This window comes from Rhodococcus sp. NPDC056506, assembly GCF_042794945.1.
In the GTDB taxonomy this organism is placed as follows: Bacteria; Actinomycetota; Actinomycetes; order Mycobacteriales; family Mycobacteriaceae; genus Rhodococcus_F.
Map to the genome: position 1 here is coordinate 1 of NZ_JBHTSW010000030.1, position 15,951 is coordinate 15,951.

General features: G+C 59.6%; 29 protein-coding genes. 5 read left to right on the forward strand and 24 right to left on the reverse strand.

Annotated elements, in window-relative coordinates; translation table 11 throughout:
• Positions 1 to 365 precede the first annotated feature (365 nt).
• The 7 genes from ACFQ6H_RS21125 to ACFQ6H_RS21155 form a co-directional block, all read right to left on the reverse strand.
• Positions 366 to 662, reverse strand: coding sequence for a hypothetical protein (locus tag ACFQ6H_RS21125; RefSeq protein WP_378648345.1), 297 nt, complete (start codon positions 660 to 662; stop codon positions 366 to 368).
• Complete coding sequence (locus tag ACFQ6H_RS21130; RefSeq protein WP_378648347.1) at positions 659 to 829, reverse strand: hypothetical protein; 171 nt, start codon at positions 827 to 829, stop codon at positions 659 to 661. Before ACFQ6H_RS21130 ends, ACFQ6H_RS21125 begins: the two co-directional genes overlap by 4 nt.
• 8 nt (positions 830 to 837) lie before the next feature.
• Positions 838 to 1,296 (reverse strand): WhiB family transcriptional regulator, encoded by a 459-nt coding sequence (locus ACFQ6H_RS21135; protein ID WP_378648349.1) that lies wholly within the window; start codon positions 1,294 to 1,296, stop codon positions 838 to 840.
• A gap of 82 nt (positions 1,297 to 1,378) precedes the next feature.
• Positions 1,379 to 2,023 carry a hypothetical protein gene (locus tag ACFQ6H_RS21140; protein ID WP_378648351.1) on the reverse strand — a complete coding sequence of 215 codons (645 nt, stop codon included), beginning with the start codon at positions 2,021 to 2,023 and terminating at the stop codon, positions 1,379 to 1,381.
• Entirely contained in the window at positions 2,020 to 2,349 is a 330-nt protein-coding gene (locus ACFQ6H_RS21145) for a hypothetical protein (RefSeq protein WP_378648353.1), read from the reverse strand. The genes ACFQ6H_RS21140 and ACFQ6H_RS21145 overlap by 4 nt, the downstream gene beginning before the upstream one ends.
• Positions 2,346 to 2,669: a hypothetical protein gene (locus ACFQ6H_RS21150; protein ID WP_378648355.1), complete on the reverse strand. Its 324-nt coding sequence runs from the start codon at positions 2,667 to 2,669 to the stop codon at positions 2,346 to 2,348. Before ACFQ6H_RS21150 ends, ACFQ6H_RS21145 begins: the two co-directional genes overlap by 4 nt.
• A 74-nt stretch (positions 2,670 to 2,743) precedes the next feature.
• The gene (locus ACFQ6H_RS21155) at positions 2,744 to 2,977 is read right to left on the reverse strand and encodes a hypothetical protein (RefSeq protein WP_378648357.1); all 234 of its coding nucleotides are present in this window, start codon (positions 2,975 to 2,977) and stop codon (positions 2,744 to 2,746) included.
• Positions 2,978 to 3,140: 163 nt separating this feature from the next.
• Between ACFQ6H_RS21155 and ACFQ6H_RS21160 the strand changes: the two genes are divergently transcribed.
• Positions 3,141 to 3,818, forward strand: a complete 678-nt coding sequence (locus ACFQ6H_RS21160) for a hypothetical protein (protein WP_378648359.1) — start codon at positions 3,141 to 3,143, stop codon at positions 3,816 to 3,818.
• A 146-nt stretch (positions 3,819 to 3,964) separates the two neighbouring features.
• Here ACFQ6H_RS21160 and ACFQ6H_RS21165 read toward each other — a convergent pair whose 3' ends face one another.
• Together ACFQ6H_RS21165 and ACFQ6H_RS21170 are read right to left on the reverse strand one after the other, a co-directional pair.
• Positions 3,965 to 4,648, reverse strand: coding sequence for a hypothetical protein (locus ACFQ6H_RS21165; RefSeq protein WP_378648361.1), 684 nt, complete (start codon positions 4,646 to 4,648; stop codon positions 3,965 to 3,967).
• A 94-nt stretch (positions 4,649 to 4,742) separates the two neighbouring features.
• Positions 4,743 to 5,567, reverse strand: a complete 825-nt coding sequence (locus ACFQ6H_RS21170) for a hypothetical protein (protein WP_378648363.1) — start codon at positions 5,565 to 5,567, stop codon at positions 4,743 to 4,745.
• A 163-nt stretch (positions 5,568 to 5,730) separates the two neighbouring features.
• Between ACFQ6H_RS21170 and ACFQ6H_RS21175 the strand changes: the two genes are divergently transcribed.
• Positions 5,731 to 6,384 (forward strand): serine recombinase, encoded by a 654-nt coding sequence (locus ACFQ6H_RS21175; protein ID WP_378648365.1) that lies wholly within the window; start codon positions 5,731 to 5,733, stop codon positions 6,382 to 6,384.
• A gap of 54 nt (positions 6,385 to 6,438) precedes the next feature.
• On the opposite strand, the gene ACFQ6H_RS21180 is transcribed toward ACFQ6H_RS21175, so the two are convergent.
• The 7 genes from ACFQ6H_RS21180 to ACFQ6H_RS21210 form a co-directional block, all read right to left on the reverse strand.
• A complete protein-coding gene (locus tag ACFQ6H_RS21180) occupies positions 6,439 to 6,957 on the reverse strand; it encodes a hypothetical protein (RefSeq protein WP_378648367.1) in 519 nt (172 codons plus the stop codon).
• Positions 6,958 to 7,061: 104 nt separating this feature from the next.
• Positions 7,062 to 7,532 carry a single-stranded DNA-binding protein gene (locus tag ACFQ6H_RS21185; RefSeq protein WP_378648369.1) on the reverse strand — a complete coding sequence of 157 codons (471 nt, stop codon included), beginning with the start codon at positions 7,530 to 7,532 and terminating at the stop codon, positions 7,062 to 7,064.
• A 2-nt stretch (positions 7,533 to 7,534) separates the two neighbouring features.
• A complete protein-coding gene (locus tag ACFQ6H_RS21190) occupies positions 7,535 to 7,858 on the reverse strand; it encodes a hypothetical protein (protein ID WP_378648371.1) in 324 nt (107 codons plus the stop codon).
• 142 nt (positions 7,859 to 8,000) lie between these two features.
• On the reverse strand, positions 8,001 to 8,234 hold the full coding sequence (locus ACFQ6H_RS21195) for a hypothetical protein (protein ID WP_378648373.1): 234 nt from the start codon (positions 8,232 to 8,234) through the stop codon (positions 8,001 to 8,003).
• On the reverse strand, positions 8,231 to 8,476 hold the full coding sequence (locus ACFQ6H_RS21200) for a hypothetical protein (protein ID WP_378648375.1): 246 nt from the start codon (positions 8,474 to 8,476) through the stop codon (positions 8,231 to 8,233). Before ACFQ6H_RS21200 ends, ACFQ6H_RS21195 begins: the two co-directional genes overlap by 4 nt.
• Entirely contained in the window at positions 8,473 to 8,886 is a 414-nt protein-coding gene (locus ACFQ6H_RS21205) for a hypothetical protein (RefSeq protein ID WP_378648377.1), read from the reverse strand. The genes ACFQ6H_RS21200 and ACFQ6H_RS21205 overlap by 4 nt, the downstream gene beginning before the upstream one ends.
• 88 nt (positions 8,887 to 8,974) lie before the next feature.
• Positions 8,975 to 9,190 carry a hypothetical protein gene (locus ACFQ6H_RS21210; RefSeq protein WP_378648379.1) on the reverse strand — a complete coding sequence of 72 codons (216 nt, stop codon included), beginning with the start codon at positions 9,188 to 9,190 and terminating at the stop codon, positions 8,975 to 8,977.
• A 43-nt stretch (positions 9,191 to 9,233) separates the two neighbouring features.
• Here ACFQ6H_RS21210 and ACFQ6H_RS21215 point away from each other — a divergent pair, with 43 nt between their 5' ends.
• Entirely contained in the window at positions 9,234 to 9,728 is a 495-nt protein-coding gene (locus ACFQ6H_RS21215) for a hypothetical protein (protein WP_378648381.1), read from the forward strand.
• Here ACFQ6H_RS21215 and ACFQ6H_RS21220 read toward each other — a convergent pair.
• Together ACFQ6H_RS21220 and ACFQ6H_RS21225 are read right to left on the reverse strand one after the other, a co-directional pair.
• Positions 9,712 to 10,095 (reverse strand): hypothetical protein, encoded by a 384-nt coding sequence (locus ACFQ6H_RS21220; RefSeq protein WP_378648383.1) that lies wholly within the window; start codon positions 10,093 to 10,095, stop codon positions 9,712 to 9,714. The two genes, ACFQ6H_RS21215 and ACFQ6H_RS21220, sit on opposite strands and share 17 nt — an antisense overlap.
• Before the next feature lie 191 nt (positions 10,096 to 10,286).
• Positions 10,287 to 11,237 (reverse strand): DNA cytosine methyltransferase, encoded by a 951-nt coding sequence (locus tag ACFQ6H_RS21225; RefSeq protein ID WP_378648385.1) that lies wholly within the window; start codon positions 11,235 to 11,237, stop codon positions 10,287 to 10,289.
• A gap of 357 nt (positions 11,238 to 11,594) precedes the next feature.
• Here ACFQ6H_RS21225 and ACFQ6H_RS21230 point away from each other — a divergent pair, with 357 nt between their 5' ends.
• Complete coding sequence (locus ACFQ6H_RS21230; protein WP_378648387.1) at positions 11,595 to 12,386, forward strand: hypothetical protein; 792 nt, start codon at positions 11,595 to 11,597, stop codon at positions 12,384 to 12,386.
• Positions 12,387 to 12,458: 72 nt separating this feature from the next.
• The gene (locus ACFQ6H_RS21235; protein ID WP_378648389.1) at positions 12,459 to 13,346 is read left to right on the forward strand and encodes a hypothetical protein; all 888 of its coding nucleotides are present in this window, start codon (positions 12,459 to 12,461) and stop codon (positions 13,344 to 13,346) included.
• On the opposite strand, the gene ACFQ6H_RS21240 is transcribed toward ACFQ6H_RS21235, so the two are convergent.
• The 6 genes from ACFQ6H_RS21240 to ACFQ6H_RS21265 are packed head-to-tail and all read right to left on the reverse strand — an operon-like array spanning position 13,309 to position 15,903.
• Positions 13,309 to 14,088 (reverse strand): exonuclease domain-containing protein, encoded by a 780-nt coding sequence (locus ACFQ6H_RS21240; protein WP_378648390.1) that lies wholly within the window; start codon positions 14,086 to 14,088, stop codon positions 13,309 to 13,311. The two genes, ACFQ6H_RS21235 and ACFQ6H_RS21240, sit on opposite strands and share 38 nt — an antisense overlap.
• The gene (locus ACFQ6H_RS21245; RefSeq protein ID WP_378648392.1) at positions 14,085 to 14,534 is read right to left on the reverse strand and encodes a WhiB family transcriptional regulator; all 450 of its coding nucleotides are present in this window, start codon (positions 14,532 to 14,534) and stop codon (positions 14,085 to 14,087) included. Before ACFQ6H_RS21245 ends, ACFQ6H_RS21240 begins: the two co-directional genes overlap by 4 nt.
• A gap of 7 nt (positions 14,535 to 14,541) precedes the next feature.
• Positions 14,542 to 14,823 (reverse strand): hypothetical protein, encoded by a 282-nt coding sequence (locus tag ACFQ6H_RS21250; RefSeq protein ID WP_378648394.1) that lies wholly within the window; start codon positions 14,821 to 14,823, stop codon positions 14,542 to 14,544.
• Complete coding sequence (locus ACFQ6H_RS21255; RefSeq protein WP_378648396.1) at positions 14,820 to 14,984, reverse strand: hypothetical protein; 165 nt, start codon at positions 14,982 to 14,984, stop codon at positions 14,820 to 14,822. Before ACFQ6H_RS21255 ends, ACFQ6H_RS21250 begins: the two co-directional genes overlap by 4 nt.
• On the reverse strand, positions 14,981 to 15,604 hold the full coding sequence (locus ACFQ6H_RS21260; RefSeq protein WP_378648398.1) for a hypothetical protein: 624 nt from the start codon (positions 15,602 to 15,604) through the stop codon (positions 14,981 to 14,983). Before ACFQ6H_RS21260 ends, ACFQ6H_RS21255 begins: the two co-directional genes overlap by 4 nt.
• Positions 15,601 to 15,903, reverse strand: coding sequence for a hypothetical protein (locus ACFQ6H_RS21265; RefSeq protein ID WP_378648400.1), 303 nt, complete (start codon positions 15,901 to 15,903; stop codon positions 15,601 to 15,603). The genes ACFQ6H_RS21260 and ACFQ6H_RS21265 overlap by 4 nt, the downstream gene beginning before the upstream one ends.
• Positions 15,904 to 15,951: the final 48 nt, after the last annotated feature.

Genomic DNA, 15,951 nt, shown 5'->3' on the forward strand with positions numbered 1-15,951 from the left:
AGCTGTTTGTGAGTCCGTTGCCGACGACCACCCGAACGTGTGAGTTCCCGACGTGCTGAATGTCTTTTTCCAGGTAGCGGCGCCGGTTCCACACCACCATCTGCCCACGCTGCTCTCGGCCGAGCTCCGACGCGATCACTTCCACCACCTCGCTGGCTTAGCCCAGAGCAGCGACAGCGCTTTGTGTCGACGCCGCCCGCCTCCAACGTCCTCGCTTGGTAGCCGAACCCCGAAGCCAATGACCTGGCGTGGGTAGCGGTTCAGTGCCAGAAATGGTGGGCGGTTCGCTGGCGTGACAGTTTCTGCCCGAAAGTGGATCGGCCAGCCGATTGGCGAGACAAGCCGCCTCTGTTCAGGATCCGGGATCATGTGTAGTCCCTGGGGATGGTTTCGCAGTGGACGGGCCGGTTCTCGAATTGCGCTTGTTCTTCGCCGTTCACTGCGGCGTTGAGGAGGTCGACGACATCGGTTCGTTTGATGCCAAGTCGGGTGGTTCCGAGCGTTGCAGCGATCGCTTCGCCGTTGTATCCGTTGCGTTGCATGCGGAGCGCGCCGGCGGTTTCGTGGGGCGCGCCGGCTGGGTTGAGTCTGGGGTGGTTCGGATCCCATGCGCGCGGCTTGTCGGGGCTGAACTCGGCCGGATCATCGAAAGCGGTTGTCATTCCTTCACTTCCAGTTCGGTGAGGTAGCCGTCTGCCTGCAAGCGTTCGATGACGGCGTGCGCTTCGTCGAACTGGCTGTAGTCGGCTGCAGCTGTACCGTCGCGGTATGCGCGTGCGGCTTGCATCGTCGCGAGAATGGCGTCACCGCGAGTCTTGGGATTGATCACAGGTTCTCCTAGAAGAGTGCTGGCATTCCAGCGGTGCGGGCTTGGCGGTAGCGGTGTTTCTGGTAGCAGAGGGTGCAGATCCCGTTGGAGTGGTGCGGGGCAACGTACTTGTCTGGCGCGGTTTTCTGGGAGCAGAGATGCCGCGTGCAGACTTTGCAGTTGTCCGGGATCGACTGTCGGGGTTTGTATTCGCGTTCTTCGATGACCGCGGTGAGAGCTCGGGCGGTTCTGTCGTCGCCAGCGCAAACGACTCCGGCTGCGATTACATCATCGGCGGGTGTCGTGGCGATCGCGTCGAGTGTGCTGCCGGAAGTGAGTGCAGTGGTTGCGCATTCGCGGATGAACGGGCAGGAACCGCAAAGCGTGAGAGCCGAAGCGTTCGGCCATTCCTGCCCGTCCTCGCGTACGAAACCGTCAACGCCTTTGCAGGGGGCTTGGTTTCGCCAGGTTTCTTGTCGGAATGACATGCATGTGACTTTAACCTATTGCGTACCGATACGCACACATATTCAATGTCGAGACACACAATTCGACACCACATATGGGTTTCTAAGCGGCGCGCAAGGTTTGAGCGAACTCCGACAACGCTTTCCCTGCAGCCAAACCGGCTTCCACGTCCTTGTCGGCGTTTGCGATCGCGGCCAGCCAGCCCATCACTTGCGTGTTCTCCGACTGCTTCTCGTTCAAGACGGCAAGCTCGCTGCGCTGGTTGAAGATCCGTGTTTCGAGATTGGCGATTTGGTCGTTCTTGTTCGCCAGCTCGGCATTGTGTCGCAACGTCAGTTCTCCGACCAGCGCCCCGAACCTCGTTGCCTCCGTCACCCCAGGGCCGGCGGCAGTCGACGGGCCAACAACGCCGCCGTCTGCGAACTTGATCCGCGCCACTGTCGGATGCTCCACTTCCACGCGGGATTTCGTGACCTCGGCACCGACAGTCGAACCGGAACCTTGCGCCTGCCACCACGGGCCACGCTCCCAGTAGTGAACCTTCGACTGAACCCGATCGTCCACCTGCTTGCACATTGCGCCGACAGGGTCCGGTGTCGGTTCCGGTTCGGGCAGTAGCGTTTCGACGATCTTCGCCAGCTCCGTTACCGCACGGCGTAAGGCCTTAACCTCTAAGCCGTTCGTCGCAGCCAGCCGCGAATTCTGCAGTTCCGCCGCCACCTTCTGAATTCTCAGGTCTACGCTCACTTCGTCACCTCGTTCACGTCGATGATGTTCGGAAGGCTGCCCATAAAACCGTTGCGAAAGTCCCCCACCTGTAGGTCATAGGTGCGGCCCTCTTTGAGTTGGTTGAAGCGGTCCTGCGAGTTGAATCCGCCTGCGATGGAATCGTTCACGACGAACGATCCGCAGGACGTGTACACGCGTTTCGTCGAGGAAGTGCCATCTTTTATCAGGCGTTCCTTCGAATCGACCACGCAGTTGTGATGCCACTGCTGGTTCATCGACGAGCATGCCGGCAGGGTGAGGGCGAGTGCGGCGATGGCTGCGGCTGCAGCGACCCGCGCTTTCACTTGCCACCCCGAACAACCGTGAACTGCACGCCGCCGAACTCGTACGTGTCACCCGCAGCCCAATGCTCAGACTTGATGAGCGGGATTAGAAACGGGCACACCTCATCTGCGGGCGCCGGTTCGGGTTCGGTGTCTTCCTCGTAGGTGACGCACGCGCCCTGATCATCGAGCGCGGCCATCAGTCGGGCTGCGGTGACATCGATGTCGGATTCGATGGTGATCACCCCCAATTCCGCGAGGGTGTCGAGCGCACCGACCAACGCTTCGTGGGGCCGGAATACGGTTTCCAAAGTTGCTTCAGCACAACAGGTATCAGCCATGCACAAACAGTAAGCCCGCACTTTCGCGAATCATCAGATCCGTAGAAAGCGCGGGCAAAACTCTGCGGTTCTCGTCACGTAGTCAAGACTGGCTTGACTCCGTTCGAAATGTGCTCAGCGATAACCCCAACGAGTGGACCCTCGAACGACTTTCCGAACTCTCGCTTCAGCTTCGATTCCACCACGGACTTCGAACTCCCCTTCGACGATCGATACACCTTGTCGACGACGGCCTGCGTGTTCTTCAAGACCATGGCGACCAATGCCTTTTCGCCCTTGAAATCAATCTTGATCTTCGTGTCGGCCACGACATCCCCTTCCGTCGAATCCGCCAATCGGATCCGGCACAACCACCATAGCCACCACCACGGACACAAATTGCCCACTGATTCCAGACATATGAGACTTTGCGTGTCGGTTGCTCCCGGTACGATCGCCAAAGGTCGCTGGGGACAATCACAGGAGGAATGCGTGACCGATTCGATAGCCCGAGCTTGGGACGTGTGTGATGCCGTCCTCAAATGGGCGTACATCAGCAAGTTTCAGTATGGCGGCGGCAGAAAAGCTACGGCGGAAGATGTGACAGCAGCAGTCGAATGGGCTGCTAGTCCGTTGACTCCGTTCGAAGTAGACAGAGCGACGATTGATCTTAAAGATCATGGATACCTCACCGGAACGGTCGGCATGCTGCTTCATACCAAGCGACTGATGGATCCAAGAATTACCGTCGAAGGCATGCGTCTCGTCGACCTCGGAAGATCTGTTCGTCCATCGTCGAATCCACTCCCCGCCAACCCATCCGGAGTCTCAGTGACCAATGTCAACACATTCAACAATCACGGTCCGTCGAATAATGCGGTGAACAGCTCGGGTTTCACGCAGAACATTGCGATCGAGGAAAAGACCTCCAAGATCCTTGCGGTTGCTGATGCCCTCGACGCTCATGGCGAGGGAGGCCATGAGAATGCCGAGGATGCACGAGAGACCGCGGTCGATTTGCGCGCGCTTGCAGATGAACCAGAAGTGAACAAGTCGAAGCTTCGGGAGCTGTTGATCAAGTCCGTGAGTGCGTTCGCGTTGGCGGCTGGCACTTCCGCCGGACAGCAGTCGATCCAGCTTGCGAGCTCAGCTTTGCAGGTGTTGGGCTAAACACGAAGACGCCGGACCGCGGTGTGCGGTCCGGCCGCTGTTCGACAGTAAGCTGCAGGAGAGAAAGCTTCTGTCCTAAAAACAGCAAGCCCCACATTTCCCGTATCCTAAGATCCGCAGAAACATGGGGCAGCTGCCTACTAGTTTCAAGGTTTGTACGCGTCGCGAATCGATCCAATCGCCAACGTCGACGCCTCAGCGAATTCATGAATGCTGAAAGGTGCACCATCGATGGTGGCAGCTCGGCATATCGACGTGAATTTCATGACCCTGAGATAGGCATCTTCCTGCCCGATCAGGAGCAACGACGCCGCCTTAGCGACCGCGTCATCAGTTGTTACTTGCGCTGTAGACAGACGGGCTGCATGTTCACTCAAGACGCCTGTTGCACGACGATTCTTCGGCGAAGTTGGCTCATCATCGTCCATGCGGCCTTGCAGCGCAATGATCGCATCTCTCGCCTTCAAGACCGCAGGTAGTGCTGTGCTCAGCGCGTCATACTCCACTTGTCGACGGTGCTTCGCGCGCTCCAACTCTGCGGTGGCGTCCAATTGCGCCTCATGCTGACGTTGCTGCCTCAACGCAAAGACCGATTGAAGCCGCAATTGCGACCGGGTGGCCCGAGCTGTACGCATCTGCGTGTACCAGACTCCGAAGAACGCGATACTCGCGGCAACGATCGCCAGCAACCCAGCGGCGAGTGTCGCCCATGGCTGAGTCAAGAACACGTCAGGAGGTGGAGTGGTCAAATTATCGGAAACAGCCGGGGGTAGCTCAATTTGTGGTGGCACTTCCGGTACCACGGGCTCCTGCGAACGAAACCAGATCAATCTTCCTCCTGAGTTTTACAGAAACTACAGACGGCTACCTGCTGTTTATTCGTCGTAGCCGAATTCCACAGGCACGGGCAAGCGAGAAACTGAGCTATACAGACCCGGGTTCCTTGTCGGGAGGCGAGAACTTGTCGTAAATTTTGCCGCCGAGCGGGTACGCGACTATCCCCCCAAACCCAAGCTTGCTGTTCACTTCTTCAAACGCCTGCAACCACTGCCCTACAACCTCGTTGTCCACATGCTTGCTCACAGAAGCCAAAGCGCATGTCACCACCACCATTGCGAACACACAGGCTGCCTGACGGACAGCCTTCCGTGGAATCATTCTGTGCTTCGCAAGCTCCGGAATCGCATCGTCAACAGCCTTGGCGAATGCGGTGCCCTCAAATTGAGCTTCGAATTCATCGAGATCATCTTCGTCGAGCTCGACGTCCTTGAGGTGATCCAGAATTGACAGGAAGCGGTCGTCGGTCGGGAGCACCAAGTCCGCCAACGCGGTGCGGAAGATGCTCGAAATGTTCGTAGTCAATTCCGGCGCGATCTTGATGCTCTCTATGAGCTGCGTCTGTGCAGTTGAGATAGCCGACCCGAAAATTCGATCTGGATCGACAATATTCGGAAACGTCATGGGTGGGCTGATCTGCATGACTGCATCCAGCCCCAAAATTCGGTTCTTGAGTTCCGTGTCCCCGAAGGCGATGTCCGCGAACATCGGGCTGAGTTTCGGTAACAACGTCTCACGAAGGCGGTCGAACACCCCCGTGTCGATTGCAGGCATCAACCCGCGCATTGCAGCCTGGAATTCAGGAGAACTTTGGGGTCCGATGATCCCTGAGATATGCGGGGTTAGGTCGCCGATGTGTTTACCGAAGATCGGGCCCTCGAATTCTGGATCTTCAGCTGTCGTGTTTGCCATCGGGGCGCCCTTTCTCCCGCTCACCATGAGCGGCAAGTTAATCCTAGGGATTCACCCCGACACATGGCACCTAGGCGCAGACGGATACGGACATCGCGGCTTTGCTTGCCGATTGCGCCCGGTAGGGTTTGGTCATGGTAGCGCGACATAGGAGGGCCTGTTAATGAACGACGAGGACCGTATGTGGGCGATTCGTGACGCACTGCTGAGGTGGCAATACATTGAGGCGACTCGCGGAAGCAAGCGTGTAACTCTAGATGTTTCGGATCTTGAACGCGAGACAAAGTGGAGTGGTGCTCACATACGCCCGACTGAGGCAGATCAGGCCACGGCTTATCTGGTCAGTCAAGGACTCATCAGAGGGTCGGCTCACCCGGATGGACGCAAGATGATCATGATTACAGCCGACGGTCAGAACAAGGCCGCGACCGGAATGTCGGTGAAGCCAGGTCCGCCGAAAGAAGCGAATACTACTGGAGTGACGAACAACTACACGTTCAACAACCATGGCCCATCGAACAATGCTGTGAACAGCTCGGACTTCACACAGACGATCACGGTCGATCAGAAGACCGAAAAGATACTCGAAGTCGCGGACGCGCTGGAAGCTCACGCCGATTCGGGGCCTGCGAATGCGGATGAGGCGAGGCGGATCGCCGCGGATCTTCGCGAGGCGGCACCGGAACCTGAGGAGAACAAGTCGAAACTGCTCTCCTATTTGGGCAGCGCAATCGGGGCGTTTACGCTTGCGGCCGGGACGACGGCTGGTCAGCAGGCGACGCAACTCGCGGTGGAAGCCCTTCAGTCTTTGGCTTGACGAACAGCGGCCGGACCGCGGTGTGCGGTCCGGCTTCTGTTCTACGACTGCGGGTTACGATCCGAAGCTGAGGCTGCCGGTTCCGCCCGGTTCGGGCACTATGACGGGGTTGCCGATGGTGAATGGTGTTTGAGTCAATGTGTACGTGAACTGCCCGTCTTCAACTTCCATGCAGAACGACCCCGCGACATAGTTGCCGTCTTCGATGAATGCGATATCGGCAGTCTTCGTCTCGCCGGGGTTGGCGTAGACCCATGCCGCCTGCTGGCCGCCGGTTACGCCTCCGACAGGGGATACCGGATCGCCTTTGAACCAGTTTTCGGGATGGTTCGCGATGTCGAGAGTGGGGGACTTTCGGATGAGTTTCGCGACCGCTTCCGTGTAGACCCAGGGTCCACCGCAGGATGCCGGCACGTCGGTTTGGGGTGCTGCGATTGTTACTTTGGCGCTGTTGATGCCGGTGGTAATCGACACGGTCGGTGGAGTCGCGGCGCCCGCAGTGCCCGCAATCGCGAGTGTGGCAGTCGCGGTGAGTGCTCCGGCGATGGTGAGTCGTTTGAGTGTGTTGGTCATGCGTCCTTCTCGGTTGGTTTCAGAGAGAATACCAATCAGTTGGTAAATGAGTATTCGGACGAAAAACGGGCCACCCGAAGGTGACCCATCTTATGCCTGACCAGTTAGAACGGCGGTTCCTCGGCGCCGCCAAAGTTCCCGGACTGTTGTGGTGCGGCACCCCACGGGTCGTCGCCGCCCTGCGAGGACCGCTGCTGCCCGCCACCGTTGCGGTTGGCTTTGTTGACCTTGGCGGTGGCGTACTTCAGCGACGGGCCGATCTCGTCGACTTCGAGTTCGACGACGGTCCGCTTCTCCCCTTCACGCGTCTCGTAAGAACGCTGCTTCAGCCGTCCGGACACGATCACCCGACTGCCACGCGTCAGCGATTCGGCGACGTTCTCGGCTGCTTCCTTCCAGATGTTGCAGCGCATGAACAGCGCGTCCCCGTCCTTCCACTCGTTCGAGTTCCGATCGAACGTGCGCGGAGTCGAAGCGACGGTGAAGTTAGCGACTGCGGCGCCGGCGGGCGTGTATCGCAGTTCCGCATCGGCGGTCAGGTTGCCGATCACGGTGATGATGGTGTCTCCGGCCATGGTCAGTTCTCCTCGGGTAGGTGTGTGATGTGTTGGGGTGGATATTCGGCGAGTACGCCGGCGCCGTCGAGGTTGTGCTGTTGGCCGCCGGGTTGGGGGATCTGGAAGCCGTGCTCGGTTTGCATCCAGTTGGTTCCGTCAGCATCTGCCACGAGCGTTCCCATGGGGAGCGTTCGGAGTTCTTCGACAGTCCAGGCACGGGGCAGGAAATAGCCGGCAGCTTCGCGGATGGCTACCTGAGTGAGGTCTGCGATCTGGTTGTCATGGTCGCCCTTAGGGGCTGCCCGCCAGACCTTCTCGATGCGATCAGTCAGCGCGGTAGTCATGCCGCCTCCCGTGGTGTGCATTTCTTTCCGATGATGCAGCCGTCTGTTGCGCAGCCGATAGTGTGCCAATCCCGAATCCCGCCGACGTGATCGTCGGGGGCGTCGTCGCAGCATGGGCAACACTTGTAGGCGCGCTCGATGCTCATAGTTCTCCGCCTTTGGGGTTGGTTTGGTGGCCGCATTCGACGCATGCCCGGTAGTCGCCGTATGCGTCGTTGGTGAGGTCCCAGAAGTCGGTGCATTTGTGGCTCGGCTTCGGTGCGACTGGCAGTTTCACGCCGCCAGCGAGGATTGCGCGTGCAATGTCGACGGGTTCCTGTTCCTGCAGTAGGGCGTCGTCGATCAGCTCGGCAAGGTCGAACTCGGTGAGGATCATGGTGCAGCCCATTCGTAGTGTTCGCACGGTTCGCGGTCGCCCTGTTGGGAGTCCCATTCGTAGCGCGGATGGCGCATGTCTTTAAGGATCTCCCGCTCGGTTTCCTTGTCGCCCCATATGGTTTCGATGCGCGGGCCGCCGAACTCGCCGCCGATGTCGGAGCGGCCCGCGAGGGGGAAGCGGTTGTCGATCGATGCGTACACTTCGTCGCGTCGAGCACAACCGATAGGTGCCCAGCTCATGCGAGGTGTCCTGCTGCCCAGAGTGCCCACCCGCAAATGTTGAGGGTGATGCCGGTGTCGGTGTGAATGTTCGGCCATTCCGTGTCGAGCTGGTCGAACCAGGAGTGCAGGTCGTCCAATGTGCCTGATTCGTTGAACATTACGACGGTGGTTGCTTCGTCGGGTCCGTGTTCCAGCGCGTAGTGGGACCATCGTCCGAGGGGTTCGGATGCGAGGATGGGGATGCTTGCGGTCCAGTGGATCGGTAGGTTGGTGTCGTCGTGGGCGGGTGTCGCGTCGAACCATTCGTCACCGCGGGTGATTTCGATGGTCAGGTTGGGGTCGTCCATCGGCACGCCGAGATTAGTGAGTGCGCGGCGTTGATCGTCTTCGAGCTGCAGGTGCCGCTGACGTTCGATTGCTGTTGTCATGTTCCCTCTTTCACGAGGTGGTTGGTTCCAAAATGGGGTGCCACTCTGGCAAGTGACACCCCAAGTATTGCGTACCGATACGCACAAGTCAACGGTTAGCGAGTCTCAGTTCGTGTTGCCGGTAGGTGCGTTCCATCCGAGCCAACGATTGCGCTTCGCGGACTTGGTCGGGGTCGCCGGCGTTGAGGGCGCGCGCGGCAACGGCTTCGAGTCGTGTGAGTGCGGCCCGCTCCCCCACGCTGGTTGCCTCCTGGTTGGCGTCTGACGCCGCGAGCTCGATTGTCGCTGCAGTTCTCAAATCCATCGGAATCAAGTCACTTTCTGATTGATTGAATTAAGGTTCGATCATGAACTGGGCGGTGGTAATTCAGGTCGGCCTCTCTGCGGCCGTTGCGCTGTGGGGAATTCCCGTGGCTTGGCAACATTGGTCACTCGAACGGCGCCTCTCGAATCAGATCGAACGGAACGGCAAGGTTCTCGCGCAATCCACCGGAGACCCCGATCTTCGATACAGTGTGGAACTCCTTCAACGCGAGATGAACGAGCTGATCATCCGGAGAGCGTCACTCGTCGTCTATCCCCCGGCACGAATTCCGTCTTTGACAGTGGTAGTCCTGGCTATCGTTGGTGGTTCTGTCGCGTGGTGGGGAACCGTTACCACGGCATTCATTGGTTGGTTTGGGTTCATTGTCGTTGCGCCGACCTTGATGCTGTCGATTCTGGTCGCGGTGAGCATTCGCGATGATGCGCAAGAGCGAAAAGAATGGATTAAATCTGGAGGTCCTCTTCGTAGTTCTCATGCCACGCGAACTAGAACAAGATTCCTCAATCGACACGAGTGACGCCCACAGCTGCTAGCTCCGTCCATTCCAAAACTTCGCGGATGCGGTCGGAATACAGCAGTGAGACACCATGCGGTGAGCACCATCCCCGCATGTCGTTGGCGAGTTTCTCGACCCTGGCGATCGTGGCCTCAGCCTTCTCGGCGCGGGCACGCCAGTTGTCGCGAGCCCGGATCCCCTTCCGATACTCGGCGCTCCACTCATCCACTCGGGCTTCGAGTTCCGTCATCCGCCCGTTGGTGTGCTGCTCCACCACCAACGCCACATGCGCGGCATAGGCACGGTTTCGATCACCTGAACCGTTGGTATGCATGATCTTGTCGCCCAACGCCACTGCGATGAGGTCGGTCAACCCCGGATCAGTCATGCGCCTCTCTCTTCCAGTCCGTGTGTGCGGCAATAGACTCGGTCCCATTCGCCGTACTCGCCGTAGCCTTCCGCGACGACCTTCGCGAATTTCCCGCAGTCTGGGCAGTTTCCTCGGCCTATGGATTCGGCTTCAGCGGCCCAGTCGTATCCCATCGAACGCGTCGTCGGTCAACCCCGGATCAGGCGCGGTCACGACGCCACCCCCAGCGCTGTCGTGACGCGTCCACCAATCCAGCGAGCAGCGTCTACCGAGACCGCGTTGCCGATCTGCTTCTTCTCGTCCTTCGCGTTGCCCACGAACTCGTAGGAGTCCGGGAATCCCTGACCGCGAGCGCATTCGCGATTGTTGAGCATTCGGAACCTTGGCCCTTCGTCGGTGAGTGTGGCGATGCCGTGGTGGTTGCCGCCGGCGGTGATGGTTGCGAGCGGGTGTGCGTCTGCTCGGCGGGCTTTCGCGTTGCGCCGGTAGGTCACCAGGTGCGGCACGTCGTGGGTGGTGATCTGCTCGATCTGGTCTGCGACGTACAGCTTGCGGGTGACGAGTTTGCCGGGATTCGGGTCGAGGATGCTCAGCGCGTGAGTTCGCTTCGGCTCGCGGATGATCAGGTCCACGTTGCCGTCGCGGGTGAATACGGCGAAGTACCGGACTCTGCGTTGCGCGGCCCCGACTTCGGCGGCGTCGAGCAGGACGACTTGCTGCCGGTAGCCGAGTGCCCGCATCCCGTCGAGCCACCAGTTGTAGAGACTCCATGCCTGGAACTCGGGAACGTTCTCCACGATCACCGCGTCATACTGATGCACTTCGGATGCTGCGATCACTGCGAACGCTGTTGCCCGGTCGACGGATCCGGCGTCAGCGCGGCGCATCTCTTCCTCGGCCGGCGGTTGTTTCCGTCCGCCTGATCGTGCGTGCCACACGCAGGACGGGGAGGCCCACAGGATGTTGCTGGACGGGAATGTGCGCCAGTCGACCTCGGACAGGTTCGCGGTGATGTGCTCGGTGTCGGGATGATTCTTCTGGTGAGTGGCGATCGCTGTATCCCAGTGGTTCGCGGCGACCTGAACATGGATACCTGCCTGTGTCATGCCTTCCGAGCTGCCACCGCCACCGGAGAACAGGTCGGTCATCGTGAGAGTCATGTGATCGCCTCACATGGCGCCAGGAATGCTTCGGTGTTGATCATTGCTGGTTCCTTAGTTCGGTGTTGGTCTGCTGGCACAGACTGTGGAGATACGAATGGATTTGGTTGCGGGCCTGGATTTCTTCGATGTCAGGCTGCATTGGATTCGTCTGTCATGTTGGTTCCTTTGGTTGCTCTGGCAAGCACGTCGAGCGTATCAGAATGCGTATCGCTACGCGATAGATTGCAGCGAGTTCTATCGCGGCCCCGAGTCGATCCTCCGAACGGTGTTGTCAGTCCGAGCCGATACGATTACCGAAACACCTGATGAACGGGGAAAACAATTAACAACCTTGCCTCCGACACCACAGACCTCATGAGCGCATGGGGCGCACTCATCGGTGGCGGTGCAACCGTGATCGCAGCGTCTGCCGCAGTAGCCGCCGGCGTAGTCGCCGTGAACACTCTTCGAGCGTCGAAACGAGACAGCCGAGATCGTTCCCGCCCGATGGTCGGCGCGCTGCTTGAGCACGACCCGCACCCGACCGGCCGAACCACGCACCTGATGGTTCGCAACTACGGCACGACAGTCGCGTACAACGTCGAGGTGACGTTCGACCCGAAAATCGAAGACACTGGCACCGTTAGCGGCCAAAGAAGTTTCGTCCCATTTCTGTTGAATCGCTATGAGAAACCGATCAGAACGATGATGCCCGGAGTCGAACTCGACAACATCTGGTACGTGAGTGGAGAGCGGGACGCGGACAACGCGCCCCAAAACGACGAGCCGATCCCGGATCTCGTGACTGCGACCATCAGCTACTCGGACCGAGCAGACTTCTCACACAAGGACACCAACCGCTACGTCGACGTTTTCACGCTCGACATGACGATTATCAAGACCTCGGTTTTCTCCACGCACACTGACGATCATCTGGGTCTGCACAAGCGCAGCGCGAAGGCTCTCGAGAAGGTTGCCCCGGCACTTGAACAGGTAGCCAAGGACATTCATCGGATCGAAGGGTACGTGAAGCCTGCCGAGGTTCGTGAGCGCGAAGAGGCCGAGGCCGCTCGTGTGGCGGCAATCATCGAACAGCGCCGCGCCGCAAGGGACGCTCGTCTGGCTGAGCTGGCCACGCAGAGCGAGCAAGGCGAGCTGACTCCCTGAGCGCCCTAGCTGTGCGGGTCGGCGCACTGTTAACGATGCACAACTATCAGCGCAAACGTCTAGCATCGACGCATGGCCAAGCCGAAGTTCGTTCCATTCAATGATGAGCAGCGAATCAAGGCGTTCGTGTTGCGTGCGCGACGCATCTTGTCTCATTCGCTCTGGCGCGAACAGCGAGCGTTGATGGACGACCTGATAGATGTTCCGAGAAGGCTCACGATTAGGCAGGACCACGAGACTGGCGAGCGGACACGCGTAGTGCAGCAAGTGTTTCCAGATGAGGAGCTGTTCGAGTCGCTAACTGCTCGGGTTCGTTTGCTTGCACACGACGGCGACCAGTTGCACTATCGGAAGGTTCTGAACTCGATCGCGGCGCTTGTGCCAGCCGACAAATTCCCCGACCACATTGAGCCGATTGAGACATGGCAAGCCATGTGGGACGAAGTCGCATCGCGCACCGGCGAAGCACAGGCATATTCCGTGGTTACTGATCAGGGCGTGGCATCGGACGACGATCTGACATACGCATGGATCTACCACGACATTGTTCATGCCGACGACAAAGAGAACGAGGCAAAGGGACTCGGCGTCGAGGAGCGATACAAGGCCGCGACGGGCGTCGTGGCGAGGATTGTGGATCTCACCCACGTGACTCTGCTTCTCGTTCAGGAGCTCATCGAGGCGGGTGTTCTCGAAGTGGACCCTGAACTGTTCGAGCGTCAAGTAGTCGTGACGAAAACCGTTTTCGAGCAAAAGGTAGTCCGTGCTCATCGCGCACCTGCGGGCACCGCATTGCCGACTGATGTAGACGCGCCCGACACCGACTGGCAGTCGATCGAAGAAGGGGTCGAGACGTATCTCAAGGAGCCGTCATCATGTGACGTATGGATGCAAAACCACTCCCCGAAGTCATTCACCCCAGTCACGCTGCAGACCTCTGGCCAAGTGATAATCGAATAGGCCAGTCGACGGTGATGCTGTCGGCACGCGCCAACAGGTCTGTCTTCTGCTCGTCGACGCTGCGACCGTCCTCGTCCGGCTCGGTGATCTTTCGGGCGAGCTTGCGCAGGTAGCGGGCGAAGCTCTGCTGCTGCTCTGCGTACCAACGGGTTTGGCAGTCCATGATCTGTTCGACGGTTGCCGTGGTGAAGTCGAAGCCGCGCAGCATCTTCCACGCCAGCCGGGCAGCTGCCATGGCGTCGGCTTTCGCCTCGTGAGCGTTGTCGAGTTTCACGCCGTAGTGGGCGCATACGTCACCGAGTTTGCGGGAGCCTTTGCGCCATTGGTCGAAGGCTTTGTCGAGAACGAACGGGTCGACGACGGGCCCGCACCACGATGACAGGGAGCCGATTCCGAGCCGTTCAGCTTCGGCGTTCATGAGAGTTAGATCGAACGCACCGTTGAAGGCGACTACGACGTGCCCGGCCTTCCACGCTGTCAGCAGCGCCGTGAATATCTCTTCGACGCCGGGCGCGTACTCGGCACCGTGCTCTGCGGCGTGTTCGGTAGTGATGCCGTGGACGGCTGTGGCGCCGGCGGGGATGTCGATTCCGGGGTTGAGGAGCCAGTCGCGGGGTTGGATCTGCTTGGTTTTCGGGTTGATGAGTGAGAGGTGTGCGGTCACGATCCGATCCGATAGCGGGTTCGGGCCTGTGGTTTCGAGGTCGAATGCGGCGATCGGCATATCCCCAATAGCGGTCATGCTGCCACCGCCGTCTCGGTCTTGCGGGCGCGGGTCGCTCGGGATGCTTCGCGTTGGCATTCACGGCAGCGTGGGTATGCGGAGTGTCCAGGGTTGCGAATGACGAGAACTCTGGTGTCGTCGTTCCATTCGTGGCCGTTGGCGCAGTGGGTGTCGGTGGCGTTGCCGCGTGGCTTAGTTGGTGTCGGCAGTCCGAGCATCACGGCGACTTTCTTGTGGTGAAGGTGCACGTCGCTGGTGCGGTTGGGCCACGCGAGTCCACCTTGGACGATGCCGACGGGTGGCTGTTTGTAGGCGGCGCGGAGGCAGCCGACGAGGGCGGGGCAACCAGCGCAGAGCGCTTTGGCGGCGTCGGCTTTGTGTGTGGGTGCTTTGGGGAGGTTGTCGGTGTCGTATTCGTTTTCGCGGCCGTTGCAGAGGCCGAAGGTGCGCCAGATTTCTCGCATGGTGGTCCTATCGGGTGGGGTCGATGCGCCAGAGTTGGTCGGCAGTGATGTTCAGGTAGGTGTTGCCGTTGGGTGTGACTTCGCGGACGAGTCGGACCGTTCCGCGGTACCGTCCGTCTACGGTCCAGCGGTGTCTGTCGCCGCTGACGTAGACGCATGTTCCGGGTGGGAAGTCGTCGGCGGTCTGCTGGTTGCGTTGATGCGCTTCGTCTTCGAGCCGGTTATCCGTCCCGACGTGGACTATGACGTCGAGGATCCGTTCGGCTTCTGCAATGTTGTCGACGCTCATTCGATGACTCGTACGTCGAAGCTGTTGCTGCCGCTGGGTTCGATGGACAGTTTCCCGATGCGGTGGCCGGATCCGTGGATGGTGAGGCAGTTTCGGTCTACATCCTCGCGGATGGTGATCTTGTCGCCGTTGTCGAAGACGTACACCCTCGGGCCGCTCATGCTGCGGTCAGCTTGGTTGCGGCTGCTGCCCTGTACTGCTGGATGCCCCACGCGATCGCATGGCAGGCCATCAGGTAGTGGTAGTCCCACTCGCGGAGATCCCACTCCCACGTGTCCGAGAACTCCCATCTCTCAGACGAGTCCACGTCGGTGAAACTCCACCGCGCGAGCGCATCACGAATCAGGGACTCGTCACCGAGAGTGAACTCGTCGAGTACCTCCTCACGCAGCGATCGCCAGGCGGGGCCGGCCGGGGCGGACATCCAGCGGCGCTGTTCGAGGAACGCCTCGATTATCTGAGACTTGGCCTTGTCGGATTCGTAGACGCGGGTCTGGACACTGCGGTTGGTGATCTTCTCTGCCCAGTAGTGCGGGTTGATTCGTCCGCGGTCCATCGCGAAGAATCCGAACATGTCGTGCTCGCGGGAGAACGTGAACGAGTCGAGGTCGCCGTCGATGCACAGGTGCCCTGGCCAAGTGATGAGGTCCCAGTGCATGATCGAGGTTCCGGGCTGGGCGAACCGGATGTGTCGGTATACGCCGTCGTCGTGGAGGATCGTCATTTCATGTTCGGTGGTGTCGCGGTCGAACACTTCTTTGGGCGTTGCATGGCGTGTCATGCTGCGTCCTTTGCTGCGTTGCGTAGTGCTGCAATGACTTCTGTCGCGGTGCGGCCAGGGGTGTCGTTCCAGATGGGGATATTGTTTTGCCCGATTTCCCTGCGCAAGTTCAACATTGTCTCGACGTACAGGTCATTGATTCTGAGATTGGCTGGCCCGCGGTGTAGATCAAGCAGAGCCCGGTCCATAGCTCCGAGAGCGCATCGACACCCGTTGCTGTCGCGCATTTTTCCTTGTGTCCATCCGTCTTGTTCGAGGAGGTCGGCGGCGCGGTTGAGCACCGTTGCTACTTCAGACATGGTTGGTTCCCTTTCGGAGGGTTGGGGTGCCCTGGCAGACACCCCAAC